At 59.7% G+C, this 24,854-nt stretch carries 18 protein-coding genes; 9 read left to right on the forward strand and 9 right to left on the reverse strand.

Annotated features, from left to right (window positions below):
* Positions 1-182: 182 nt before the first annotated feature.
* Positions 183-1,616: an FAD-dependent oxidoreductase gene (locus tag AC4HNJ_RS12215; RefSeq protein WP_490479856.1), complete on the reverse strand. Its 1,434-nt coding sequence runs from the start codon at positions 1,614-1,616 to the stop codon at positions 183-185.
* Positions 1,613-6,049: a glutamate synthase large subunit gene (gltB, locus tag AC4HNJ_RS12220; protein ID WP_490479857.1), complete on the reverse strand. Its 4,437-nt coding sequence runs from the start codon at positions 6,047-6,049 to the stop codon at positions 1,613-1,615. Before gltB ends, AC4HNJ_RS12215 begins: the two co-directional genes overlap by 4 nt.
* Positions 6,050-6,323: 274 nt before the next feature.
* Between gltB and AC4HNJ_RS12225 the strand changes: the two genes are divergently transcribed.
* On the forward strand, positions 6,324-7,529 hold the full coding sequence (locus tag AC4HNJ_RS12225) for a murein hydrolase activator EnvC family protein (protein WP_490479858.1): 1,206 nt from the start codon (positions 6,324-6,326) through the stop codon (positions 7,527-7,529).
* 134 nt (positions 7,530-7,663) lie between these two features.
* Entirely contained in the window at positions 7,664-9,025 is a 1,362-nt protein-coding gene (locus AC4HNJ_RS12230; RefSeq protein WP_490479859.1) for a S41 family peptidase, read from the forward strand.
* 93 nt (positions 9,026-9,118) lie between these two features.
* On the opposite strand, the gene AC4HNJ_RS12235 is transcribed toward AC4HNJ_RS12230, so the two are convergent.
* The gene (locus tag AC4HNJ_RS12235) at positions 9,119-11,338 is read right to left on the reverse strand and encodes a TonB-dependent receptor (RefSeq protein WP_490479860.1); all 2,220 of its coding nucleotides are present in this window, start codon (positions 11,336-11,338) and stop codon (positions 9,119-9,121) included.
* A gap of 181 nt (positions 11,339-11,519) precedes the next feature.
* Between AC4HNJ_RS12235 and AC4HNJ_RS12240 the strand changes: the two genes are divergently transcribed.
* Complete coding sequence (locus AC4HNJ_RS12240; RefSeq protein WP_490479861.1) at positions 11,520-12,203, forward strand: hypothetical protein; 684 nt, start codon at positions 11,520-11,522, stop codon at positions 12,201-12,203.
* 154 nt (positions 12,204-12,357) lie between these two features.
* Entirely contained in the window at positions 12,358-13,101 is a 744-nt protein-coding gene (locus AC4HNJ_RS12245) for a pteridine reductase (protein WP_490479862.1), read from the forward strand.
* Positions 13,102-13,110: 9 nt separating this feature from the next.
* On the opposite strand, the gene folK is transcribed toward AC4HNJ_RS12245, so the two are convergent.
* From folK to tsaD, 3 genes are all read right to left on the reverse strand, one after another.
* Positions 13,111-13,593 carry a 2-amino-4-hydroxy-6-hydroxymethyldihydropteridine diphosphokinase gene (folK, locus tag AC4HNJ_RS12250; protein WP_490479863.1) on the reverse strand — a complete coding sequence of 161 codons (483 nt, stop codon included), beginning with the start codon at positions 13,591-13,593 and terminating at the stop codon, positions 13,111-13,113.
* A gap of 1 nt (position 13,594) precedes the next feature.
* On the reverse strand, positions 13,595-13,951 hold the full coding sequence (gene folB, locus AC4HNJ_RS12255) for a dihydroneopterin aldolase (RefSeq protein WP_490479864.1): 357 nt from the start codon (positions 13,949-13,951) through the stop codon (positions 13,595-13,597).
* A gap of 93 nt (positions 13,952-14,044) precedes the next feature.
* The gene (tsaD, locus tag AC4HNJ_RS12260; RefSeq protein ID WP_490479865.1) at positions 14,045-15,106 is read right to left on the reverse strand and encodes a tRNA (adenosine(37)-N6)-threonylcarbamoyltransferase complex transferase subunit TsaD; all 1,062 of its coding nucleotides are present in this window, start codon (positions 15,104-15,106) and stop codon (positions 14,045-14,047) included.
* Between the two features lie 209 nt (positions 15,107-15,315).
* On the opposite strand from tsaD, the gene rpsU reads away from it, so the two are divergent.
* The 5 genes from rpsU to AC4HNJ_RS12285 all read left to right on the forward strand — a co-directional run bounded on the left by rpsU (position 15,316) and on the right by AC4HNJ_RS12285 (position 19,037).
* A complete protein-coding gene (rpsU, locus tag AC4HNJ_RS12265) occupies positions 15,316-15,531 on the forward strand; it encodes a 30S ribosomal protein S21 (RefSeq protein WP_115477777.1) in 216 nt (71 codons plus the stop codon).
* A 242-nt stretch (positions 15,532-15,773) separates the two neighbouring features.
* Positions 15,774-16,220, forward strand: a complete 447-nt coding sequence (locus AC4HNJ_RS12270) for a GatB/YqeY domain-containing protein (protein ID WP_490479866.1) — start codon at positions 15,774-15,776, stop codon at positions 16,218-16,220.
* 184 nt (positions 16,221-16,404) lie between these two features.
* Positions 16,405-16,575 carry a DUF1328 domain-containing protein gene (locus AC4HNJ_RS12275; protein WP_490479867.1) on the forward strand — a complete coding sequence of 57 codons (171 nt, stop codon included), beginning with the start codon at positions 16,405-16,407 and terminating at the stop codon, positions 16,573-16,575.
* A 43-nt stretch (positions 16,576-16,618) separates the two neighbouring features.
* On the forward strand, positions 16,619-18,355 hold the full coding sequence (dnaG, locus tag AC4HNJ_RS12280) for a DNA primase (RefSeq protein WP_490479868.1): 1,737 nt from the start codon (positions 16,619-16,621) through the stop codon (positions 18,353-18,355).
* Between the two features lie 67 nt (positions 18,356-18,422).
* On the forward strand, positions 18,423-19,037 hold the full coding sequence (locus AC4HNJ_RS12285; RefSeq protein WP_490479869.1) for a DedA family protein: 615 nt from the start codon (positions 18,423-18,425) through the stop codon (positions 19,035-19,037).
* Positions 19,038-19,065: 28 nt separating this feature from the next.
* Here the strand turns inward: AC4HNJ_RS12285 and AC4HNJ_RS12290 are convergent, their stop codons facing one another.
* From AC4HNJ_RS12290 to AC4HNJ_RS12300, 3 genes are read right to left on the reverse strand one after another with little or no spacing between them, the layout of a single operon-like run.
* Positions 19,066-20,574 (reverse strand): efflux transporter outer membrane subunit, encoded by a 1,509-nt coding sequence (locus tag AC4HNJ_RS12290; protein WP_490479870.1) that lies wholly within the window; start codon positions 20,572-20,574, stop codon positions 19,066-19,068.
* A 2-nt stretch (positions 20,575-20,576) separates the two neighbouring features.
* The gene (locus tag AC4HNJ_RS12295) at positions 20,577-23,672 is read right to left on the reverse strand and encodes an efflux RND transporter permease subunit (RefSeq protein ID WP_490479871.1); all 3,096 of its coding nucleotides are present in this window, start codon (positions 23,670-23,672) and stop codon (positions 20,577-20,579) included.
* Positions 23,665-24,780: an efflux RND transporter periplasmic adaptor subunit gene (locus tag AC4HNJ_RS12300; protein ID WP_490479872.1), complete on the reverse strand. Its 1,116-nt coding sequence runs from the start codon at positions 24,778-24,780 to the stop codon at positions 23,665-23,667. Before AC4HNJ_RS12300 ends, AC4HNJ_RS12295 begins: the two co-directional genes overlap by 8 nt.
* Positions 24,781-24,854: the final 74 nt, after the last annotated feature.

Raw genomic sequence — 24,854 nt, forward strand, 5'->3', positions numbered from 1 at the left:
GAAGCCATCAGACAAGTCCTTAACATCACGCAATATCTTGCCGCCTGAAATCATGAAGTGCCGGATGAATATCATCCGTATAAGTTAATGATTTATAAGTAAATTAAAAAAAGCAAGCCGATAACTCATGTTATCGGCTTATTTATTAGATCGCATTTTTTTGCGCAAACAGTGATGACTGTTTAACGCATCGACACGCTGATGGCTGGCATCGCCAGCAAGCTGGCGATGCCACGTGCCGCCTCTCGCCCGTCGTAAACCGCTCGCACAACCAAGTCGGCACCGCGCACATTGTCGCCACCGGCAAAGATACGAGGATGGCTTGTTTGATGCGGCAATCTACCCAAGGCCCCGGTGATCACCTTTCCCGAGGTTCCCAGCTCTACGCCATGCGTTGCCAACCAACCGGGCGGGCTGGGCAAGAAACCGAAAGATTGAATGACAACGTCCGCCGCCAGTTCCGATTCAGAGCCAGGTATGTTCTGCGGCCTGGGGCGACCATCGCCAGAGTCGACGAGCCGCGTCTCGACCACACGTACAGCGCGCACTTGCCCGTGCCCGTTGTCGAGGATGGCCACCGGCTGCCGCTGGAACAGGAACGTAACGCCCTCTTCACGGCTGTAGCCCACTTCACGCGCGGAGCCAGGCATGCTTGCCTCATCACGGCGATACACACACGTTACCGATGCAGCACCCAGACGGATCGCCGTGCGATTGCAGTCCATGCCTGTATCGCCGCCACCGAGCACCACGACGTGTTTGTCGCGGAAATCGAACAAAGAAGCCGGTTCATCGCGCAACAATCGTTCGGTATTGGCAATCAGAAACGGCAATGCATCGTGCACGCCCTGCAGCTCACGCCCGGGCAAGTTGCCATCGACAAATGTGTATGCCCCTGTACCAATGAAAACGGCATCGTAGTCATCCAGCAGCGCACCGAATTCCACATCGCGGCCGACCTCCTGTCCCAGCAGAAAGCGCACGCCCATGCCCTCAAGCACATCGCGCCGAATGCGCACGATGCCTTTGTCCAGTTTGAAAGGGGGGATGCCAAAGGTAAGAAGACCACCGATCTCCTGTTGACGATCATAGACATCCACCGCAATGCCTTCACGGCGCAGTCGATCCGCACAGGCAAGCCCCGCAGGACCGGCCCCAATCACGGCTACGCGATGACCGGTCTCACGCACATGGGAAAGATCCGGGCGCCAGCCTTGACGCAGTGCCTCATCAGTCACCCAGCGCTCGATACTACCGATGGTGACGGAGCCAAACGCCGTCTGTTCCAACGTGCATGACCCTTCGCACAGGCGGTCCTGCGGACATACGCGCCCGCAAATTTCGGGAAGCGGATTGGTTTCGTGCATCAGGGTGGCCGCTTCCAGGATGCGGCCCTGCTGCACGAGCTTCAGCCAATTGGGAATGTAATTGTGGACCGGGCAAGCATGTTCGCAATAAGGATTGCCGCAATCGATGCAACGCTCCGCCTGCGTCGCCGCCTGAGGGGCGGCGAAATCGCCGCCGATTTCGCCGTAACCGAGCACGCGCACCGCCACCGGAACGGTGCGCGGCGGCTGTCGGGGCACATCGAGAAATTGAAACAGCTTTGCGCTCATGCCGCCCTCCGCAGTTCTTCGGCCAACACGGCAAGGCTCGCGGCTTTCGGTTTTACCAGCCAGAATTTGTATTGCAGACCGCGGAAATCACGCAGGATCTGGCGACCCCATTCGCTGCCGGTCAATTCAACGTGGCGGTTTACCAGGCGCCGCAGATGTTGCATGTAGTTTTCCATCCCCTCGGGTGAAATACGCAAGATGTCGACCAGCTCATGGTTGTAGCAGTCAACGAAATCGCGCTCGAGATCGAGCACATAAGCAAAGCCACCGGTCATGCCTGCGCCGAAATTGAGGCCGACTTTGCCCAACACGGCGACAACACCGCCGGTCATGTATTCACAGCAGTGATCGCCGGCACCCTCGACGACGGCTAGTGCTCCGGAATTGCGCACAGCAAAACGTTCGCCCGCACGCCCGGCCGCATAAAGTTCGCCATCCGTCGCACCATACAAGCACGTGTTTCCAATGATCGCTGCATCCTGGCTGGCATACGGCGCATCCGCCGGCGGACGCACGACGATACGGCCGCCCGCCATGCCCTTGCCAACGCCGTCGTTCGCTTCGCCGATCAACTCGATGTGGATGCCGCCGGCATTCCACGCACCAAGGCTCTGGCCCGCCGCACCTTCCAGCTTCAGCTCGATCGGGTGCGCGTCCATGCCATGATCGCCATGACGTCGCGCGACCTCGCCAGACAAGCGTGCACCGATAGCGCGATCGGTATTGGCAATGCGATAGGCGAACACGCCGCCGGTCCTGTTCGTCACGGCCTCGGCCGTGTCCGCTGCAATACGCGAAGCCAGTTCGGCTTCGTCACGCATCGGATTACGTGCGAGGGTACAGGCGAAATCGCTGCTCACACTCATACCGGCACCATCGATCAGCGGTGTCAGGTCAAGCTTATGCTGTACGGGAGTGTGACCTTCCACCTGCTCCAGCAGATCGGTACGGCCTACGATCTCGCCCAGCGTACGCATCCCTAGCTGCGCCAGGTGCGCCCGCACGTCCTGCGCGACGAAAGTGAAATAGTTCATCACCATCTCAGGCAGGCCGATGAAGTGATCTTTACGCAGGATCGGGTGCTGCGTGGCGACGCCGGTGGCGCAATTATTCAAATGGCAGATGCGCAGATATTTACATCCCAAGGCCACCATCGGTCCGGTGCCGAAACCGAAACTCTCCGCACCAAGCAAGGCTGCCTTCACCACATCCAGCCCTGTTTTCAGACCGCCATCGGTCTGCAGTCGCACGCGACCGCGCAGATCATTGCGACGCAAGGTCTGCTGAGTCTCCGCCAAGCCCAGCTCCCATGGCGTGCCGGCATATTTGATAGAGGTAAGCGGACTAGCACCGGTGCCGCCATCGTGACCGCTGACGGTGATCAAATCCGCCCCGGCTTTCACCACCCCGGCCGCCACCGTACCGACGCCAGCATGTGAGACCAGTTTCACCGAGACGAGGGCATTGGGATTCACTTCCTTCAAGTCATGAATCAGTTCGGCCAGATCTTCGATAGAGTAAATGTCGTGATGAGGCGGTGGTGAAATCAAGCCGATGCCCGGCTTCGCGTAACGCAGGCGCGCAATCGTCGCATCCACTTTGTGGCCGGGTAGCTGGCCACCTTCGCCGGGCTTCGCGCCCTGCGCGATTTTGATCTGCAACACTTCGGCGTTGACCAAATACGCTGGCGTGACACCGAAACGTCCGGAGGCGACCTGCTTGATCTTCGACGCACGCTCCGTGCCGTAGCGCGCCGGATCTTCGCCGCCTTCGCCGGAATTGCTGCGTGCGCCAAGCCGGTTCATCGCAATCGCCAGTGCCTCATGCGCCTCCGGCGACAGGGCTCCCAACGACATGCCCGCGGAATCGAAACGCTTCAGGATGGCTTCGACAGGTTCCACTTCTTCCAAAGGGATCGGTGCACCGAGAGGCTTGAGGCCAAGCAAGTCGCGCAAGGCGGACGGTGGGCGGCGATCGACAAAATCGGCGTACGCCCGATAGTCGCCAGTGCGGCCGGTACGCACGGCCTTCTGCAAGCTGGCGATCACGTCCGGGTTGTACATGTGGTACTCACCGCCGTGTACATACTTATAAAGGCCGCCGGCGCGCAGTGCCAACGCCTCATTCCATGCTTCCGCCGCGAGCAGGCGCTGCTCATGTTCCAGCTCGGCAAATCCGGCACCGCCGATGCGCGATGGCGTACCTGGGAAGCACAGCTCCACCACTTCCGGAGCTAGTCCCACGATCTCGAACAGCTGCGCACCGCGGTAGCCAGCAACGGTAGAAATGCCCATCTTCGACAGGATCTTGAGCAGCCCCTTGCGAATACCACGCCGGTAGCTGCGTCCGATTTCCTGCCGGTCTCCCTCGATATGACCTTCGCGTCCAAGCTCGAACAAGCTCTGGTAAGCCAGCCAGGGATAGATCGCGGTAGCGCCAAACCCAATCAGGCAGGCGAACTGATGCGGATCGCGCGGCGTAGCCGTCTCCACAATAATGTTGCACTGGCAACGCAGACCTTCATCGATGAGGTAAGCATGTACCGCACCGGTTGCCAGCAGCGAATGGATTGGCAGCAAATCGCGCTGCGGATAGCGATCGCTCAGGAAGACCAGCGCACAGCCATCCTGCACGGCTTGAGCCACGTCGCGGCACAAACGACGTAACGCCGCCTCCAATCCTTCTTCCGGCGCATACATCAAATCGAAGCGCGGCGCACCTGCGTATTGAGGCATGGCCAGCAATTGGCGCAATTTGCGCTGCGACAGAATCGGCGAATTGATCAGGATCTGCTTGGCGTTTTCGGGCTTGAGTTCGAACACGTTGCCTTCGGGTCCGATCTGCGTCACCAGCGACATCACCAGCTTTTCCCGCAGTGGATCGATAGGCGGGTTGGTCACCTGCGCGAAGGCTTGGCGGAAGCGATCATACAACGGGCGCACTTGGCGCGACATCGCGGCGATCGGCGTATCGTCGCCCATGGAACCGGTGGCTTCGGCTTCCAGCTCGGCAATCACTTTCAGGACAGTTTCACGCTCTTCGCGCGAAAGACCATATAGCTTTTGGTAGCAGCGTAATTCATCCGCCGGCAGTGGTTCAGCCGCCAGCGACGGATCGATCAGATCCGACTCCAGATAACTCACGCCTGCACGTAGCCAGTCACGATAGGGTGCGCGCTGGCGGTTGATCTCGTCGATATCGGCATCGCGCAGCAATCGATGCGCCTGGAAATCCACCGCGATCATTTCACCCGGGGCGAGACGCCCTTTGGCGATCACATGTGCACTCGGTACATCCCACAGGCCAGCCTCGGAGGCGACGATCAAATGATTGTCGTCGGACAAAGCCCAGCGCGCGGGGCGCAAGCCGTTGCGGTCAAGCGTGCACGCGGCATAGCGGCCATCGCACATCACCAATCCGGCAGGACCATCCCAGGGCTCGCTGTGCAATGCGTAATATTCGTAAAAGGCGGCCAAGTCCTCATCGATACCTTCGCGTGCCGCAAAAGCCGGCGGCACCAACACACGCATCGCGGCAAGCAGGTCCAGGCCGCCGGCCAGCAGCAGCTCCAGCGCATTGTCGAGACTCTCTGAATCAGAACCCGTCTGGCGTACCAGCGGCCCGATATCGCCCAGCTCAACCAGAGGCGAACGCCAGATTTCCGCGCGTGTCTGCATCCAGCGGCGATTCGCGCGGATGGTATTGATCTCACCGTTGTGCGCCAGCAAACGGAACGGTTGTGCGAGCCGCCATTGAGGCGTGGTGTTGGTCGAAAAACGCTGATGGAACACCACCGCATCTGCGACCAGGGCAGGATGCCGCAGATCGTCGAAGACGTCACGCAGGCGCCCCGGCGCCGCCATGGCCTTGTAGCCAATGACCTGTGCGGACAGCGAGACCACATAGAACTGCGGATGGTCGGACAGCGCACTCTCAGCCCGGCGACGCGCACGAAACAGGGCACGCTCGAAACCCGCGTCATCCATATCGTCTGCCGCATTCACAAAAACCTGCCGCACCACGGGGCGAGAAGCCGCCGCAAGCGGTCCGCAAGCCTCTGCATTCACGGCCACGTCGCGCCATCCCGCGACCTGTAGGCGCTCCCCACCAATGTAGCGCTCCAGCACACCGGCGGCTTCATCATGGGCATCATCCAGAAACACCAGGCCTGCGGCGAAACGCTCGCCCAGAGGAATGCCGGCCTGCACCGCCAACGCACGCAACCATGCCTGCGGGTGATGGATCAGCACGCCGCAGCCGTCGCCGCTGATGCCGTCGGCATTGACGCCACCACGATGAGAAAGTTTGGCCAATGCCGCGAACGCCGTATCGACAATCCATTTACTGGCGCGGCCATCGATCTGGGCTACCAGACCGAAGCCACAACTATCGTGTTCGAAGCTGGCGTCGTACAAACGCGGTACCACCGGCATAGCATGAATTCCTCTGTGCTTTACTCCGACTCGCTAGGGCGCAAACAGCCTGCCGTCGCGGGGACGGCAAGCTCATGCGATAAAGCGTACGGGCCGACTTTACGCACAACTTGTGCGTCGCGTCAAAGCCGCCTAGACGTCCAAATGAAAAATCGCTGTTACGCGTAACAGCCCGCGCTAACAGACCACTCCCATGCACTGCCCCGCAAAGGCGCACAGCCGCGCCGTTTGGGCGCTCTCGCCCGAATAGTCCAGCTCGGTGATAATCCTTCACATGCCGACACCATCCAGCGCTTTCCGCCCCACCATCCTAGCTGTCATCGCCTGCGCGACAGCCCTTTCCCTCCCAGCCTCCTTTCCCGCCCATGCCGCCCAGCATGTGAAGGCTGAGGCTCAGCAAGCCCAGGCCAAGGAGCAGCTCGCCGATTTGCGCGCGAAGATGCAAGCCCTTGCCAAGGAACAGGCCGACACTGCCGCTCGCCGCGACAGCGCCAATGCCGCGCTGGCAAAGCAGTCCGATGCGCTGGCGGCCGCCGCGCGGGCCGTGCGCGATACCGACGCGCAGATCGCTGCCAAACAACAGCAGCTGGATCAGTTGCAAACGCAACGAACTGCGCTCAGTCAAAAGCTGGATGACCAGCGTGCTGCCATCGCCGACTTGCTACGCGCCACTTATGCGCTGGGCCACGGCTCGGATCTGCGGTTGCTGCTGGGCGACGAGGACATCGCCCGGATTGCGCGTTCGCTCGCCTACTCCAAGTACTTCCAGCAGGACCGCTTGCAAAAGGTCCAACAGCTGATGGCCGAGCTGAGCACCTTGCAAGACTTGGAAAACCAGATTACCGCCGAGCAGCAGGCCTTGCAGGCCACACGCACCCAGCGTCAGCAGCAGACCGTGGCGCTGGAACAGCAACGCAAGGCCCAGCAGCAACTGGCAAGCAAGATCGACGCGCAATACAAAAGTCAGGCACAGAAGCTGACGGCCATGAAACAGAACGAGCGATCGCTGGATGAGTTGCTGGCGACATTGCAACGGGCGATCGACGAGGCCGCTCGCGAAGCCGCTCGCAAGGCACGGGCGAATCCCACCGTCCCCGCTTTCGAACCCGGCAAGGCGCCGGTCAACATCCGCGGAAACTTGCCGTGGCCCGCAGCAGGTCCGGTGCATAGCTTTGGCAACGGCGTCCTGATCGCTGCCCCGCGCGGCAGCGATGTTCGTGCGGTCGCCCGCGGACGGGTGGTGTATGCACACTTCCTGCGTGGGTATGGCCAACTGATCATTCTCAGCCACGGGGATGGCTGGCTGAGCATGTACGGTAATAACGAAACCCTGCTGCATGGCGTGGGCGATGATGTCGCCGCTGGTGAAGCCGTGGGTACTGCCACGCTGAGCACCAGCGACAGCACGGGCGTCTACTTCGAGCTGCGCCACAATGGCAAACCGGTGGACCCCCGCACCTGGCTGAGCGGGAGGCGCTAACGCTCAAAAGAGCGGGATTTGAGGAGTGTCAACACTCCTGCAACCGGGTTCGGCGTATGCTGTGATTTCGGAATTTCGACGTCCCCGGGCGGTCTAGACCAAGCCGTCACATCGTTTCCTGTGGAGTTTGCCCCATGCGTTTTCCCCGTCCTTGCCTGCTCGCCTTGATGTTGGCGGCGCCGCTGCTGCATGCGCAGGGCGTCCCCGATACGACGGCGACTAACGACAAGACCGCGCCTGCGAGCGCCGCCAGCAGTGCTGCACCAACGGACCAGCTCGACCTGAACGATGTGCGCAATTTCGCCCATGTGTATCAGATCATCCGCCAGGCGTATGTCGAAAAAGTCGACAGCAAGACCCTGATGAACGACGCCATCAAAGGCATGCTCGCCGGTCTCGATCCGCATAGTGCCTACCTCGACAAGGAAGGCCTGCAGGAGCTCAACGAAGACACCACCGGCCAATATGGCGGCCTGGGGATCGAAGTGATGGAGGACAATGGCATCCTGCGCATCGTCTCCCCGATCGACGATACCCCAGCGTCGCGCGCCGGCATCAAGCCGGGGGACATCATCACCTCGATCAACAGCAAGACGGTGACTCCGGACAATATCGATTCGATGTTCGACGCTCTTCGCGGCAATCCAGGTACCAAAATTACGCTGGGCATCCTTCATGAAAAGGCAGACCAGCCAGTCACCATGACCCTGACCCGCGAGCGGATCTCGATGTCCAGCGTGAAGGTACGTGAGCTGGAACCCGGCTATGTCTATATCCGCATCAGCCAGTTCCAGGACGACACTGCCAGTGACCTGGAGAAAAAGCTCGGTGCGCTGCTGCAGAAGGATGGATCGCAAAAAGGCGCGGTGCTCGATCTGCGTTCCAATCCCGGCGGCCTGCTGACCGCCGCCGTATCGGTCAGCGACGATTTTCTCAACGCTGGCACCATCGTCACCACGCGCGGTCGCCTGCCCGATTCCAACCTCACCTTCTCAGCACATCCCGGCGATTTGCTCAATGGAGCGCCGATGGTGGTACTGACCGACAACGGCACGGCTTCCGCTGCCGAGATCGTGTCGGGAGCGCTCAAGGACAATCACCGCGCGCTTATCGTCGGCCGCCGCACCTTTGGCAAAGGTGTCGTGCAAACCGTGCTGCCGCTCGATGCGGATCATGCCGTGAAGCTGACCACGGCCCGTTACTACACGCCGAATGGCACCTCGATCCAGGCCGAAGGTATCAAGCCGGACATTGCGTTGGCGGACCTGACCGTGGCGAAAGTGGACGACTCCCAGAATCCGATCAGCTCGGAAGCCGATCTGCCGCATCATCTGGCGAACGAGTCCGCGTCAGCCAGCAGCAACATCAATAACGATGGCAGTGCGGAAGACGCCAAGCTGGCAACCAGTGACTATGCGCTCTCGCAGGCACTGAACATTTTGAAGGGCCTGGCCCTGCGTCAGGACGCGGGCCACCTCACCTCTTCCGCGCAGTAACGAATAACACCCAGCAAATGATGCGTAGTTTTCACGCACAAACCCTCTTACTGCCTGCGCAGTAAGAGGGTTTGCATAAAGATCCGAGCAGGATCAGAAATCTTTTTCCAGCGTCAGATACAAGCCGCGACGGGGACCGAACTGCGGAGCACCGACACCGATGCCCGTGCCACTGCGCAGCTCATATGTGCGGTCCAGTGCGTTGATCAGCGCAAGCTGCGTATGCAACTTACCGATGCTGTCGAAGTTGAAGTCGTGCGACACGTTGACATTGAGCTGGAAGTAATACGGCAAGGAGAGGCCGTTCGGGGTCAAGCCATCTTCACGCAGGCCACTGCCGAACAGATAGTCAGCACCCACCTTGGTCGCGTCGGTGAAGGCGTAGGTGATACCGCCCGATGACGTGAGCTTCTGGTCGTGGTCGAGGTGAATCCAATTGTCGGCGATGTAAGCCAGGTCGTCCGGGCTGAAGTTGTACTGGCTGGTGATGACGTCTTTGCCCATGGCACGGTTGTAGGCGCCATTGAAATAAGCCGACCACGGACCATGGTTATAGGTTGCGCTGAATTCCGTGCCGCGCACGCGACCGTATTTGTAGTTGAAGGTGGTGTACACCAGTGCGGCGCCAAACTGCCCTTCGTCTTGCAGACGGTTCACCTTGCGATAGTAGGCATCCAGTCCCAGCTTCCAATCCGAGCCGACGTTTTGAGAAACGCCCACATCGAAATAATTCGAACGCTCCGTCAGCGGCGTATTGTTACCGTAGTTCTTTACCGCATTGGTGGTGCCAGCGAACGCCTCGATGTTTTCGGAAGAAATCAGTTCCGTCTGCGGTGGCGTGAAGTAGCGTGAATAACCCGCATGCACAGTCGTGCTGTTAGTCGCCTGCCATACGACACCAATGCGCGGGCTGAGCTGGCTTTCCTCACGGAAGGCCGTATAGCGATCGCCGCGCAGACCGTAATTAAGGGTCCAGCTGTCGCTGATGTCCCACTCATCCTGCAGATAAAGCGCTTCTGTTTTTGCGAGGATGCGATCGCCGGTATAAATGTTGAACGGTACGGTGCTGGCCTGGCTGCCATCCGGATTCGCCGGGAATACCAATGAATTGGTATTGGTGGAAGCGCGATCGAATTCGTAGTACGCGCCATAGCGCAGCGTGTGCGAACCGCCCCATGGCGTCGCAAAATCCGCCTGCAAGGTCGAGGCGCGATCCACCTGATTGATCTGGGCGGCCACACCGTTGAACATCAGATCGCCGATGTCATCCGGGTAATACCAAAGTCCGCTGTAACGCTGTCCCGCCGAGACCTGATAGCTCGTGTCGCCGAGTTTCCCTTGCAGCGTCAGTATGCCGAAACGGGTCTGCTCGTTCTGCTGTTCGTTCAAGTTGGCCGAATTGAAATCGGTCTGGTTGAGATAGCCGTATTGCGGCGTCTGGTTCGGGTTGTCCGGAATCTGGAAGCGGTTGTTAGTCACCCCGAACATGAAACTCAGGCGTGTGTCGTTATTAATGAGGTAGGAAATATTGCCGAAGCCCTTCACCTGGTTCGTGTGATCGTGCACCGGATCGCGACTGGATGTCGGGTTTTCGATACCGACATTGTTCTCCATGTAGTTGCCGGTGAAGAAATAGCTCCAGTTGCCACTATGTCCCCAGTACGATGCATACGGATTGACGGTGCCGAACGATCCGCCGGTAATGCCGACAGCGCCGCCATTGCCAAGTTCTGCGCCGCTCTTGGTTGTGATATCGATCACCGCAGCGGTTCGATCACCGTATTGCGCAGGCAATGCACCATCGAGCAGCTTCACGCTTTGAATCATGCGTGCATCCAACGTCTGGCCGAAGCCGGAAATCGACTCAGGCAAGATAATGCCGTTGATACGGTATTGCAGGTTGGCGTGATCGCCGCGGACGTGAAGCTGACCGTAGGAATCCTGCACCACGCCGGGCGCCTGCAAGATGACCTGATTGAGAGGCGTGGAAGCGCCAAGCGGCAAAGCCTGGATGTTCTGTGCCGTGATGACGTACTGGCTGCTGCCTGTGTCAGGCGAAAGGCTGTTACGAGCAGCATCCAGCGCCGCAGAAACCGTCACCGCCCCCAGCTGCTTGACCTTGCCTCGGCGGCGATTGACCGCCGCTCCAGCGGATGCTGCGTCGCCCGTATCGTCTGCAGCAGGCGGCTGATTTACCGCCGCAGCCGGTGAGACTGACGCGTCGTCGCTTGCGGCGGTTGTCGTGGAGGTCGCGTAACCGGCGGCAGCGTACAAGGCGAGGCTGAGGCCAAGAGCGAGCGGGGACAATTTCATTCAGAGAAGTCCGGGCGGTGGTTGATCGGAGAGACAAGGTCGATATGTTATAACATTCTCAACCAACTAACCGTCCCAGAAGTCATGTTCGGCATACGCCGCGCACATCAATTCATGCCGCCCTCATCAGTTCCCGGGCGCGCGGGACTATGATCCGGAACCTGCTTACGTGGAGCGTGGCATGGCCGATCCCGACGAAATGCAACCGCGCGCGAATCTCCCTGCTGTCATCAATCAAGATGAAGCAAGCAACCGCGTAACGCGCGCCATCCTGGATTTCGTCAGTCAAATCCCGGCGAGCAAGGTACACAGCCAGAGCGATCCGGAAGTCGAGGCCCGCCGGCTGACCCATCGTGCGGCACAACGCGCCGCGCTCACGGCAGGCACACTTGCCTTGCCGCCGGGTCCGCTGGGCTGGCTCACCGTCCTGCCTGAGCTGATCTCGATCTGGAAGATCCAGGCCCAATTGGTCAGCGATATCGCCGCAGCTTATGGGCGGCACGCGGAATTAGGGCGTGAACAGATGCTTTGGTGCCTGTTTCGCCATACCTCCGCACAGGCCTTTCGAGACTTGGTCGTGCGCTTGGGCGATCGGCTTATCTTTCGGCGCGTGTCTTATGGCGTCATCGAACGCATTGCCAAGCAAATCGGCGTGAAAGTTACACAACGCGCACTCGGCGAGGGACTTTCGCGCTGGATGCCCGTGATCGGCGCCATCGGTGTCGGCGGGTATGCCTACTACGACACCCGCCAAGTCGCCGCTACCACCATCGCCATGCTGAAGAGCGAAATCGGTACGGCCGACGACGACACAGCAGCCACCATTTCCGCCACGCAGGAAGTCCAGGCCACTCGCCTACACTAGGGCCTGTTTACTTACGCGCGTGGCAGCGCGCGTTACCGATGTGGATGTCACGCTCTTGATTTCGGCTTTCGCCGGAATGGCTATCGTGCAAGATCAAGATATTGCCGCATACGCTGCCGGCAAAATGGTGTTCAAAAAATGCAGGAGTCACCGCATGGATCCATCCAAGCATCCCGTCGCACTGATCACCGGTGGCGCCAAACGGGTGGGCGCCGTGATCGCACGCACGCTGCATGCGGCCGGCTATGACCTTGCGCTGCACTATCGCCATTCAACCGCAGAAGCGGAGGCGCTTGCCACGGAACTGTCAGCGCAACGTCCCGCCAGCGTCGCCGTGTTACAGGCCGATCTTGCCGATTTACAGGCGTTATCGGGATTGGTTCATGCAACGCTATCACGGTTCGGCCGCCTTGACGCCTTGATCAACAACGCGTCAGCGTTCTATCCCACGCCGCTGGAAACGGCCACCATCACGCAATGGAATGAGTTGTTTGCGTCCAATGCACAAGCGCCTTTCTTTCTCGCACAGGCGGCGCTGCCTGCATTGCGCGCCGCCCACGGTGCCATCGTGAACCTGGTCGACATCTATGCGGAACGCGCTCTGGCGAATCACCCGATCTATGTGATGGCAAAAGCGGCCTTGGTCGCCATGACGCGCTCGTTGGCGCTGGATCTTGGCCCAGAGGTGCGCGTCAACGGCGTAGCACCCGGCGCAGTCATGTGGCCGAGCGATGGCAAACCCTATGGCGATCAGCAAAGCATGCTGGCGCGTACGCCGCTGCAACGTGCCGGCAAACCCGAAGATGTCGCCAATGCCGTGATGTGGTTGCTGCGGGACGCACCCTTTGTGACCGGCCAGATCATTCGGGTAGATGGCGGCCGCAGCGTTACGATCTAGCGCGCACCACTACAAGGGCTCCAGTACCAGTGGCTCATCCCCTACAGGGAACGCCGCCCACCATTCGGCCATGGTACGTCCGTCGATGGGATGCCGCACACCGGGAGCGATATCAACGATCGGCTTCAACACGAAAGCGTGTTTCAGCTCCTTGCGCGGGATATCGAGGTGACCTTCGCCCTGCGTGACCAAGTCGTCGTAAAGAACGATATCCACATCGAGCGTGCGATCGGCATAGCGCGGCAGGTCGCGCCGCCGGCCATGGTGGTCTTCCAGCGCGTGCAGCCACTCGTTGAGCGCTGTCGGCGACAGCTCCGTATCAAGGCCTACCGCCAGATTGATGAAATCCGGACCCTCAAAGCCCACGGCGGCGCTGCGATAGGCCGGCGACACATCGATATCCCCGAAACGCACTCGCAACGCGTCCAGCGCGGCACGCAAATAACGATGCGGCTCCTGATTGGAGCCCAGGCTCAAGTAAACACGTGCCATGTCAGGGACGCTGCCCGCGTTCAATGCAAACCCCCACGGCTTTCGCGCCACGCACCGCTCCAGGCTTGGACAATTTCAACCTTAGCCACACCACGCCAAATTCCTCACGAATGATCGCCGCGCAACGTTCGGCCAGGGTCTCGACGAGACCAAAGCTCGACTCCTCCACATACGCCGTCAGGCGCTTGGATACATCCTTGTAATTGAGCGTATCGGCAATATCGTCGCTCGCCGCCGGCACCGTGTTGTCGAAAGCCATTTCGATATCGAACGACAAGGTCTGGCGCACTCGCCGCTCCCAATCGTAAATACCGATGACGGTATCAATGCGCAGGTCTTCGATGAAAACAATATCCATGGAGAGCGACAGGCGAGAATTGGAAAAGCTAATGATGACGGATCGAGACCGGCTTTGGGACTCACCCTGCTGCGGGCCGCCTCGTCACGCTTATCACGCCGCAGGCGGGAGCGTCTGCAAATCCCAGCGTGGATAGACCTGCACCGATTCATCCTGATGCTGCCCATGGGCGAGCCGAATGGCTCCGGCCAGTGCAATCATCGCGCCGTTGTCGGTGCAGAACTGCAGGCGCGGAAAGTAAGTCCTAAATCCGTCCTTGGCACCGGCCGCGGCCAGTTCTTCACGCAAGCGCCGATTGGCGCCCACTCCGCCCGCAATGACCAGGCGCTTGGCACCGACAGCCTCAAGCGCGCGACGACACTTGATCAGCAGCGTATCGACGATGGCCTCTTCGAACGCCCGAGCAACATCGGCCCGGGTTTGCTCGCTGTGATCAGATTGCTGCCAAGCCAACAGTACCTGAGTCTTCAATCCGGAAAAGCTGAAATCGAGCCCCGGGCGATCAGTCATCGGCCGCGAAAAGCGAAACGCACCGGGTCTTCCTTGAGACGCCAACGCTGCCAGCGCCGGACCGCCTGGATACGGCAAGCCCATCAGCTTGGCGGTTTTATCGAAGGCTTCACCCGCCGCATCATCCAGTGTGTCGCCAAGGAGACGATAGCGCCCGATACCTTGCACCTCGATCAACATCGAGTGACCGCCCGAAACCAGCAAGGCCACAAATGGCGGCTCGGGGGCTTCCTCTTCCAGCAACGGTGCCAGCAGGTGCCCTTCCATGTGGTGTACGCCAATGGCCGGCACACCCAAGGCCCAGGCCATCGCCCTGCCGGTAGCAGCGCCCACCAGCAAGGCACCGACCAAGCCCGGACCGGCAGTGTAGGCAACGCCACCCAGGTCGGAAGGCGCCAAACCGGCCTGCGCCATGGCTTCCCGCACCAAGGGAAGCAATTTGCGCACATGGTCGCGACTGGCCAGTTCAGGCACCACGCCACCGTAGTTCGCATGCAGTTTGATCTGGGTATACAGAGCATGCGCCAACAAACCATGCGCCGGTGCTTGCGGTTCCCAGCGCAGCAGTGCCACGCCGGTCTCATCACAAGAAGTCTCGATGCCCAGGACAGGGCGGGAAGCCACGGATGCAGAAAGGTTTGACATGCGGACGGATGACCTGGAAGAAGCCTCAAGGCCCCAAAGCCTTAGGAGATTCAAAATGGTATCGGTAAACTGCTTTATCCACAGCCCAAGCAATACCCTCGCCGCTCCGACGCGCTTTCCAACACGCGCACTTTGAATTCTTCACCACGGTGAGGCTATACTTTGCGGCTCGCCCGGTTTTGCGGGCGCATTCACTATCCGGAGTTTCCATGCCCAGCGTAAAAGTCCGCGAGAACGAACCGTTCGAACTCGCCCTGCGTCGCTTCAAGCGCACCTGCGAAAAGGCCGGCGTGCTCGCCGAAACCCGCAAGCGCGAGTTCTATGAGAAGCCGACCCAGGAACGCAAGCGCAAGCGCGCCGCTGCCGTGAAGCGTCACCTGCGCCGCCTGTCGCGCGACGTTTCTCGCAAGACTCGCCTGTACTGAGCACTGGCCGCTTCTGCGGTCATTGGGTCGGGCGCGCCGCGCCAATCCGGACACCAGCGCTCGCAGCCGGCGCGTTCATTCGCAGCCGCTGCCGCCGAGGCACTTGCACTGGCCGACGTTGCTCCGCGACGTCGGCTTTGTGCTTTCCGGAAGACGTCCAGCTCGCCGTCTAGCCATGGTCGTCCGGCGACGCAAAGGACGGGTTGTTCACTCACCTTCAGACCGGATCGGAGCATTTCGCCATGTCGCTGAAACAACAACTTACCGATGACATGAAGACCGCCATGCGTAGCGGCGACAAGCATCGCCTCGGCGTGATTCGCCTGATCCTCGCCGCCATCAAGCAGCGCGAAGTGGACGAGCGGATCGAGATGGACGACGTCCAGACCATTGCCGTCCTGGAAAAGATGCTCAAGCAGCGCAAGGATTCGGTCAGCCAATACGGTGCCGCCGGCCGTGAAGACCTGGCCGATGTGGAGCGAGCCGAAATGGTAGTTATCGAAGGCTACTTGCCCGCCAAGCTGAGCGATGCCGAGATCGAAACACTGATCGAGGCCGCCATCGCCGAGACAGGAGCAAGCAGCCCCCGCGACATGGGCAAGGTGGTTGCCCTTGTCAAAGCCAGAACCACCGGCCGGGCCGACATGGCCCAGGTCTCAGGACGCATCAAGGCTCGCCTCGGCGGTTGATGGCCGGCAACAGCCCCGAGTTCGTGAAACTCCTGCGCCAGCCTCGCGTCGTACCAAGAGAAAGACATGCCAGGGACAGGCGTGCCTTGCTGACCGTGACAAGCCTTTGTCGCCTTATTGCGCCGCCTTCACGCCCACCACGCTTAGATGCCTTCAACGCAACGCGGACGAAGGAGCAAGACGCATGCTCAAATGGGCCATCATCTTCGCCATCATCTCCCTGGTTGCCGGCTGGCTGGGCTTCGGCACGCTCTCGGGCATAGCCGCGACGATTGCCAGAGTCCTGTTCGCCATTTTCGTGATCATCTTCCTGATCGCTCTGCTCGCAGTGATCGGCGTGATCCATAGCGTTTAGGAGCGAGAGATATCTCGCATAGTCCGGCTAGACTAGCCGGACTATGCGCGGCCGCATCCCCGACAGCTTCATTGACGAACTGCTTGCCCGCGTCGACATCGTCGACGTGATCGAGCGGCGCGTGCCCTTGAAGAAAGCCGGACGCGAATGGACCGCCTGCTGCCCCTTTCACAACGAGCGCACACCCTCGTTCTATGTCAGCCCCGCCAAACAGTTCTTTCACTGCTTTGGTTGCGGCGCGCACGGGAGCGCCATCAAATTTCTGATGGATTATGAGCGGCTGGAATTTCCGGACGCCGTCGAGGAACTGGCGCAGGCAGTCGGCCTGAAAGTCCCTTACGAAGGTGCTCGCGACAATGCACCACGCGAAGATAAGACCGATCTTTATGCAGTACTCGACGCCGCGGCGCACTGGTACGAAGGTGAGCTGAAGAAGAGTGACGAAGGCAAGGCTTATTGCACACGCCGTGGCCTGGATGCCGACACCATCGCGCGCTTCCGCATCGGCTGGGCACCGGCCGGTTTCGATGGGGTAATCCGCAACCTCGGTACGAGCGAACGACGCATGCAGCTTTTGACAGAAGCGGGCATGGTCGCGAGCAGCGAACGCGGCAGCAAATATGATCGCTTTCGCGAGCGGCTGATGTTTCCGATTCTTGACCGGCGCGGGCGCGTTATCGCCTTCGGCGGCCGGGTATTGAAATCGGAACAAGGTCCCAAATACCTCAACTCGCCGGAAACCCCGCTCTTCCACAAAGGCCGCGAATTGTTTGCGCTTTGGCAGGTAAAACAGGCCAATAGCAATCTCGCACGCATCGTGGTCGTAGAAGGCTACATGGACGTGATCGCGCTGCATCAGGCCGGCTTGCCAATCGCCGTCGCAACACTGGGCACGGCCACTACGCCCGAACATACCGAAATCCTGTTCCGTGCCGCTCCGGACGTAGTGTTCTGTTTCGACGGAGACCGCGCGGGCCGTTCCGCAGCGTGGAAAGCACTGGAATCGGCTTTGCCGCGCCTACGCGACGGACGCCAGGCGTACTTCCTGTTTCTGCCTGAGGGCGAGGACCCGGATACGCTGGTACGCAAGGAAGGCAAGGACGGCTTCGAAAAGCGACTGCGTGAAGCCACGCCGTTGTCGGAATATTTCTTCAGTGAACTCTCGCACGATGTCGACACGAGCAATCTTGACGGTCGCGCGCGATTGGCCGAGCGTGCAAGACCACTGATTACTCGTCTTCCCGATGGTGCGTTCCGCGACCTCATGGCGCAGGAATTGGAAAAGCGCACTGGCGCGCGCACCTTGCTGGAGGCCGAGCCAAGCGCGCGGCGCGCGCTGCAGCGCCCCGTCGCCGTGCAACGCTCATTGGTACGTAGCGCGATCGCACTCTTGCTAGCTCAGCCTGGCATCGCCGATGAAGTACCCAAGCCCTACGCATTCCTGCGCCTGGACAAGCCCGGTATCGAGTTGCTGGCCGAATTGCTGGATACCGCTCGCGCTCGTCCCGGCATCAATGCCGCAATGCTGGTCGAGCACTTTACCGGACGCCCCGAATACGCGGCATTGCAGAAACTGATGGCCGCCACCGTGGTGGGTGAGCCAGAAAACCAACGGATCGAATTCTTCGACGCACTTTCGCGCATGGCGCAGCAAGCAATCGACCAGCGACGCGATGCGCTCGTCGCCAAAAATCGCGAAGGTACCCTGGATAGCGCTGAAAAGGCGGAGCTGCGCGAACTCCTGGCTGCACGCGCGCCGATACCTACGGCCACACCATGATTTATCCGATAGGCATCCCGCGCCGGCCCACGCACCATGACGTCTTTGACGACGACCAGGACTGTCGATGGATCTGCTCGAACGCCTGATCACTTTCTTCGCCGAAAACGGCTATATCGCCGTTTTCATGGCCTTGCTGCTGTGTGGCGCCGGCCTGCCACTGCCGGAAGACATCACTTTGGTAGCGGGCGGCGTGATGGCAGGCCTGGGTTACGCCAACGTACACATCATGGTGGGTGTCACCCTGATCGGTGTGCTGGCTGGTGACGCCGGCATGTTTCTGCTCGGCCACCATTTCGGCGTACATATGCTGCAATGGCGCCCCATCGCCTTGCTGATGCCACCGCGCCGATACGCAAAGATGCAGGACAAATTTGCGCGCTATGGCAATCGCCTGATGTTCTTCGCGCGTTTCCTGCCTGGCATGCGCACCGCGGTCTACATCACGGCAGGTGCTTCGCATCGCGTCAGTTTTTGGCGATTCCTGTTGTTGGACGGGCTCGCGGCATTGATCAGCGTGCCGTTCTGGGTTTACCTCGGCTACCTGGGAGCAGACCGCCACGAATGGTTGATAATGTGGGTTCATCGCGGACAAGGCAGCCTTTGGATCATCGGCTGCGTGATCGCAGCGGTAACGCTTGCGCTGTGGTGGCGACGCCGGCAAAGACGCTTTTCTGATTGATGACTGCCCGGCTTTCCGACCATCGCTACTACCGTGAAGCGGCGGATGTAAGAGCCACGTCTTGCCGATGCCACCAGCCACCACCCAATGCCTGGAACAAGGCCACCGTGTCCGCATAACGTGCCGCGCGTGCCTGGATAAAACCGATTTCGGCCTGCCGATACGTTACCTGCGCATTGAGCAACGCGATCATGCTGATATCGCCCGACGCATACTGATGCTGCGCAATGGTAAAGCTGCGGGCAGCCGCTTGCTCAGCACGTGCAGACGCCACCATCGCCTCGGCGTCGGATTGCAAGGCATGCAAGGTGTCCGCCACATTCTGCAGCGCGGACAACACGACGCTGCGGTATTGCTCGGCTGCCTGCCGATAAGCCGCTTCGGCTGCGCGCTGTCGATGCTTGAGCGTACCGCCATCAAACAAAGGAACAGCTAGGTCCGCTCCGATATTCCAGAATCCGGTACCCGTCCCAAACAGGCTGTGCATCTGGTCGGTAGCGCTGCCCCAACTGGCAGTGATGTCGATATTTGGCAGGCGTGCAGCAAACGCAACGCCGACTTGCGCGCAGGCAGCATGCAACTGTGCATCGGCCATGCGTACATCCGGACGCTGCTCCACCAATCTGGCAGGCAAGGTCAAGGGAAGCTGGTGCGGCAGCTGCAAACTTTCCAGCGTGAAGCTGGCAGGCACATGCTGGTCGGGCCTGCGCCCGCTCAGGGCAGCCAGCAAGTCGCGCTGTTGCGCGAGCTGCTTTTGCAACGCCGGTAGCAGGGCTCGCGTTTGCTCAAGCGTAGCCTCCTGCGCGGCGACGTCGCTTTCTGATGCATCGCCTAGCTCAACTTGCTTCGTGCTGGCCTGCAGGATTTTCGACTCGCTATCGACCATGTCCCGGGTCGAGTCAATCTGTGCACGTAACGAGGCTTCCTGTACGGCAGCATTCACCAGATTGGACGTCAGCGTCAGATAGGTTGCTTCCAGCTGAAAACGCTGCACCTCCGCCTGAGCTACCAGTGACTCGACCTGCCGACGGTTAGCGCCCCAGATGTCGAGCGAATACGAGACGCTGACCTGGGCCGTGGTCAGGTCGTAAAACGCGGCATTCGATGATAAAGGGCTAGCCAGCGTACCAGCGTTCTTTTGCCGCGTCGGGTTGACGCTCACACCTACCGAAGGCCAGTAAACACCGCGCTGCGCATAGACGTTTTCCCAGGCTGCTTTCAGTGCAGCCTGCGCCGCTGCCGCGTCAGGATTGTTCTTCAGGGCGGCATCGATCAATCCATTCAACGGCTGGGAATGGAATAGCGTCCACCATTCACCAGGGATATCCATGTCCGACACGAAATGTTGTGCCGGGTCATTTGTGCCTGGCGAAGACACCGTTGTCGACGGCATCGTCGTCGTCATGTATCCCTGCGTGGAAGGTGCAGCTGGCCGATGATAATCCGGCCCTACCGCACAAGCAGCGAGCATAAGACCCATGCACAGGCCAAGCCCATACCGGCATAGCTCCGGCAGTGAAAATACATAGCTCTTCATACTTAGATCTCCACCTCGGATGGCGGATGTCCCCAGCGCTTATGGATGAAATTTTCCATCCCGTAATAAAGGCTGGGCAGGATATAGAGCGTCAGCATGGTGGCAATCGGCAAGCCGCCCACCACCACCGTAGCAAGGCCACGTTGCACATCCGTGCCAATGCCGGTTGCCAGTGCCGCCGGCAACATGCCGATGCTGGCGACCGTGGCGGTCATCAATACCGGGCGGAATCGCTCCGTCGCGCCAACCAATACGGCCTCGAACAGCGACAACCCGTCCCGGCGCACACGATTGATGTTCGACACCATGATGATGCCGTTTTGTACCGCCACCCCGAACAAGGCGATGAAGCCTACGGCGGTAGCAATGTTCAAGGTCTCACCGCGCAAGTGCAAAGCGATCAGGCCACCCACGGCCGCCAGCGGCACAACCGCCAGCACTAGCACCGCCTGATGGAACTTACCGAATTCGCCGAACAACAGCACCGCCATGATGGCGAGCACCATGCCCATCACCACGGTCAGCCGCGCCTGGGCACGCTGCTCGTTCTGGAAATTACCGGCCCATTCGAGATGGTATTTATCCGGGTCGAAGTGCACCTTTGCCGCTATCTGAGCCTGCGCATCCGCCAGGTAATCGGAAAGCGCCCGATTGCGGTTGTCAATGCGAAGGGTAAGTTCGCGATGTCCATTTTCGTGCGCAATGGTGCTCTCGCCCATCGTCAGCCTGATGTCTGCCACCTGTTTAAGCGGAATTTGCGCACCGCTGGCAGACGTCAACGGTAATTCCCCTATCGCCTGCAAATTGTTGGCGACATCATTGGAAACACGTGCCGTCACGTTATAGATGCGATCGGCGACATACACCTGGGTAATCGGCGCGCCACCGATCGCCGTCTGAATAAGGTTGGTGATGTCACTGACGTTGATACCGTAACGCGCTGCGGCATCGCGATTCGCCTTGATCACTAATTGAGGAATCGGCGGCTCCTGGAAAATCGAGGCATCCTCCGTGCCGCGCACATTCTTCAACACCTTCACAATCTGACTGCCTATGCGGCGCATCTGATGCAAGTCATCGCCATAGATGCGCAACACCAACGGACTATGCGCGCCGCCGATCATGTCATTCTCGCCATCGATGATCGGTTGGCTGACACCAATCGTCATACCCGGCAGTTGCGCCATGCGTGCATTGAACTTGCGCAAAAACTGCGCCTTGGTCTCGCCATGTGCCCAAGTGCTGTACGGCTTCAGGCCCACCGCCGCTTCGACGTGCGAAGGCGTCCATGGATCCGTGCCACTGTCATTGCGGCCGAGCTGCGTGACGATATAAGAAACCTCAGGAAATTCACGTACTGCTTTTCGCAACTGGGCCGTCATCGCGCTGGCTTTATCCAGCGAGAGCCCCGTTGGCATCTGCACCTGCAGCCACAAGGCACCTTCATCCAAGTCGGGCAGGAATTCGCGACCGATCGTGGCGCCAAGCATCAACACTCCGCAAAACGCCACGCCGGCGATCGAATAAGCCATCGGCAGCCGGTGCAACAGCCTGCCGAGGCTATGCGTAAAACTCGCTTGCAACCATTCCAGCGGCTTGTTGTGAAACAGCTTGCGTGGCTTGCGCAGGGCAAGATAGGCCAGCGCCGGCGTGAGTGTCACCGTACACAACAGCGCCGCCAGCAAGGCGTAGCCCACCGTGAATGCCATCGGTCGGAACAGCTTGCCTTCCGCATGTTCGAACGCAAACAGCGGTGCATAGGCGGTGATGATGATCAGCGTCGCGAAAAAAATCGAACGCCCAACGTGTCCCGTCACCGTCATCACATCTTCTTCGGTGAGCACTTCCGTGGGCTTTTGCTCGCGTTTGCGCAGAATCGCTTCGGTAATCACGATGGCGCCGTCCACGATCACGCCAAAGTCGATCGCGCCCAACGAAAACAGGTTCGCCGACATGTGCGTGAACTGCATCAGGATAAACACCGTGACCAGCGACATCGGAATGGCCACCGCAGCAACCATCGCCGAGCGTGGACTGCCCAGAAACAGGATCAACACGATGCAGACCAGGCCAATGCCCTCCATAACCGTGTGGAAGACCTTTTCCTTGGTGGCATTTACCAAATCATCGCGATCGATGTACGGCACGATGCGCACATCCTGAGCAGCAAGCTGTTTGTTGAGCTCGGCCACCTTGGCATGAACGCCATCAAGCACACGCGAAGGGTTGTCGTACTTGAGCAGGTCGACGATGCCTTCGATGGTATCCGGATTGTTGTCCTTGCCGAGAATGCCCTCGCGCACTTGATGGCCGTAGCGCAACTTGCCCAGTTGCCGCACCAGCACCGGTACGCCGTTGTTCTGGGTAACAACGATGTCACCCAGATCCTTCAACGAATGCACCATGCCGATGCCACGCACGATGTACGACTGTTCACCGCGCGTAATGCGCCCGCCACCAGCATTGGATGTGTTGGCCGCAATCGCGGCTGTCAGCTGATTGACGCTGACGCCGTAGTGGAGCAATTGTCTCGGATCAAGTTCGAGCTGAAACTCTTTGGTAAAACCACCGAAGTTATCGACATTGATCACGCCCGGGACTTGCTGCAAGGCCGGGATCACAGTCCAGCGCTGGATCTCGGACAACTGCATCAGATTTTTGGTGTCGGACTCGAGCGTATAGCGATAGATCTCACCAGCAGGACCACTGACCGGATCAAGACCGGGCGTAACGCCAGGCGGCAACGTGACCTGGCTGATGCGTTCCATCACACGTTGACGCACCCAGTAATCGTCAGCATCACCCTTGAAAACCAGAGTAATTAGCGAGAGCCCGAAGGTGCTGCTGGAACGCATGCTTGCCAAATCCTGCGTGGTTGCCAGCGCGCGTTCCAGCGGAATGGTGATCTGCTGTTCGATTTCCTCGGCGGCGAGGCCTGGCACTTGCGTTGTCACCTGTGCAGTAACGTCACTCAGCTCCGGATAGGCCTCAATCGTCAGTTGCGTCCATGAGTAGTAGCCGAAGCAGATGACTAAGATGGTCACCACCATGAACAGCATTCGCCGCTCGAAGCAGCGGCGGAAAAGCGCGTTAATCATTCAGCAGCACTCCGCCCTTCACGATCACGCGATCGCCTGCCTTCAGCCCCTTCAATACACGTGTGCCATCGGTTTCGTCATAGCTCAGGTCCACGGTGCGACGTTCGAATGTCCACGGTGCCACCTCGACGAACACGCTGGTGTTGTCGTTGTTCATCAGCAACGCCGATTCGGGCACGAAGACTTCTACAGGCTGTGGAACTTCGATCCTGGCATTGGCGTACATGTTGGGCTTGAGCTTGCCGTCGGGATTGGCAAACACAGCGCGCACCAGGTCGCGGCGCGTATCCGGCTGTAGCACCGGACTGACGAAACTCACTGCGCCGTGAAACACCTCGTCTGGATAAGCTGGTAACGCTGCATCGACCTGCTGGCCCTTGGCGATCTGGCCAATGTCACTCTCCGGTACGTTAGCGGTGATCCACACCGCGTCGAGATTCGAAATAGTCATCATCGCTGCGGTCGGATCGTTGACGTACGTGCCTGGTGAGACCGACAACGCCGTGATGTATCCACTGGTGGGGGCCGTGATGCGCAGCGAGCGCACCGCACCCGATCCACCTACGGCCGAGAGACGCGACTGCGCACGCTGGTACTCTGCCAGCGCCTGGTGGTAGCCGCTCTGTGCAGCCTCCAGATCTTTGATGGCATTGCCGCCGGCTGCGTTGACAGCGCGAACACGATGCAATGTTTTCTTCGCAAGATTCAGCGCATCATGCGCCTTGACGACATCGGCGTAGGCCTGCGCAAAATCACCCGAGTCAATCACTGCCAATAATTGACCACGCATCACGTGATCGCCCAGCCCCACCTTGAGTTCGACCACCTTGCCGGTAAGTGGCGGCAACAGGTTGGCAGTGTGCGCGGGATCGGCTTCGACATTTGCAGGGAACACCATGGTGTGTGGTGCTTGATGCATTTCGACCGGCTGCACCACCAGTTCTTTGCGAAGAGGGGAATCCGCTGGAACTTTTATCAGGCCGTGATCAACGCTGAACGCGGGCGCAGGCTCGACCGCATTGGCGCCGTGCGAACAGGCCGCCACGCAGACCGAGATGGCAACGGTGATCGAGAGTTGCCACGCACGTTTTTTATGCAGGTGATGCATGGGGTTTCCCCTTCTATTCGGCGCAAATACGCTTTCCGTGACGACGTGGTCACAGAACTGTTGCAATACGGCGA

This window comes from Dyella sp. SYSU CM1112 (genome assembly GCF_058216415.1).

Coding starts and splice junctions, on each gene's coding strand:
- AC4HNJ_RS12215 (WP_490479856.1), bottom strand. CDS start 1,616: ATGAGCGCAAAGCTGTTTCAATTTCTCGATGTGCCCCGACAGCCGCCG.
- gltB (WP_490479857.1), bottom strand. CDS start 6,049: ATGCCGGTGGTACCGCGTTTGTACGACGCCAGCTTCGAACACGATAGT.
- AC4HNJ_RS12225 (WP_490479858.1), top strand. CDS start 6,324: ATGCCGACACCATCCAGCGCTTTCCGCCCCACCATCCTAGCTGTCATC.
- AC4HNJ_RS12230 (WP_490479859.1), top strand. CDS start 7,664: ATGCGTTTTCCCCGTCCTTGCCTGCTCGCCTTGATGTTGGCGGCGCCG.
- AC4HNJ_RS12235 (WP_490479860.1), bottom strand. CDS start 11,338: ATGAAATTGTCCCCGCTCGCTCTTGGCCTCAGCCTCGCCTTGTACGCT.
- AC4HNJ_RS12240 (WP_490479861.1), top strand. CDS start 11,520: ATGGCCGATCCCGACGAAATGCAACCGCGCGCGAATCTCCCTGCTGTC.
- AC4HNJ_RS12245 (WP_490479862.1), top strand. CDS start 12,358: ATGGATCCATCCAAGCATCCCGTCGCACTGATCACCGGTGGCGCCAAA.
- folK (WP_490479863.1), bottom strand. CDS start 13,593: ATGGCACGTGTTTACTTGAGCCTGGGCTCCAATCAGGAGCCGCATCGT.
- folB (WP_490479864.1), bottom strand. CDS start 13,951: ATGGATATTGTTTTCATCGAAGACCTGCGCATTGATACCGTCATCGGT.
- tsaD (WP_490479865.1), bottom strand. CDS start 15,106: ATGTCAAACCTTTCTGCATCCGTGGCTTCCCGCCCTGTCCTGGGCATC.
- rpsU (WP_115477777.1), top strand. CDS start 15,316: ATGCCCAGCGTAAAAGTCCGCGAGAACGAACCGTTCGAACTCGCCCTG.
- AC4HNJ_RS12270 (WP_490479866.1), top strand. CDS start 15,774: ATGTCGCTGAAACAACAACTTACCGATGACATGAAGACCGCCATGCGT.
- AC4HNJ_RS12275 (WP_490479867.1), top strand. CDS start 16,405: ATGCTCAAATGGGCCATCATCTTCGCCATCATCTCCCTGGTTGCCGGC.
- dnaG (WP_490479868.1), top strand. CDS start 16,619: ATGCGCGGCCGCATCCCCGACAGCTTCATTGACGAACTGCTTGCCCGC.
- AC4HNJ_RS12285 (WP_490479869.1), top strand. CDS start 18,423: ATGGATCTGCTCGAACGCCTGATCACTTTCTTCGCCGAAAACGGCTAT.
- AC4HNJ_RS12290 (WP_490479870.1), bottom strand. CDS start 20,574: ATGAAGAGCTATGTATTTTCACTGCCGGAGCTATGCCGGTATGGGCTT.
- AC4HNJ_RS12295 (WP_490479871.1), bottom strand. CDS start 23,672: ATGATTAACGCGCTTTTCCGCCGCTGCTTCGAGCGGCGAATGCTGTTC.
- AC4HNJ_RS12300 (WP_490479872.1), bottom strand. CDS start 24,780: ATGCATCACCTGCATAAAAAACGTGCGTGGCAACTCTCGATCACCGTT.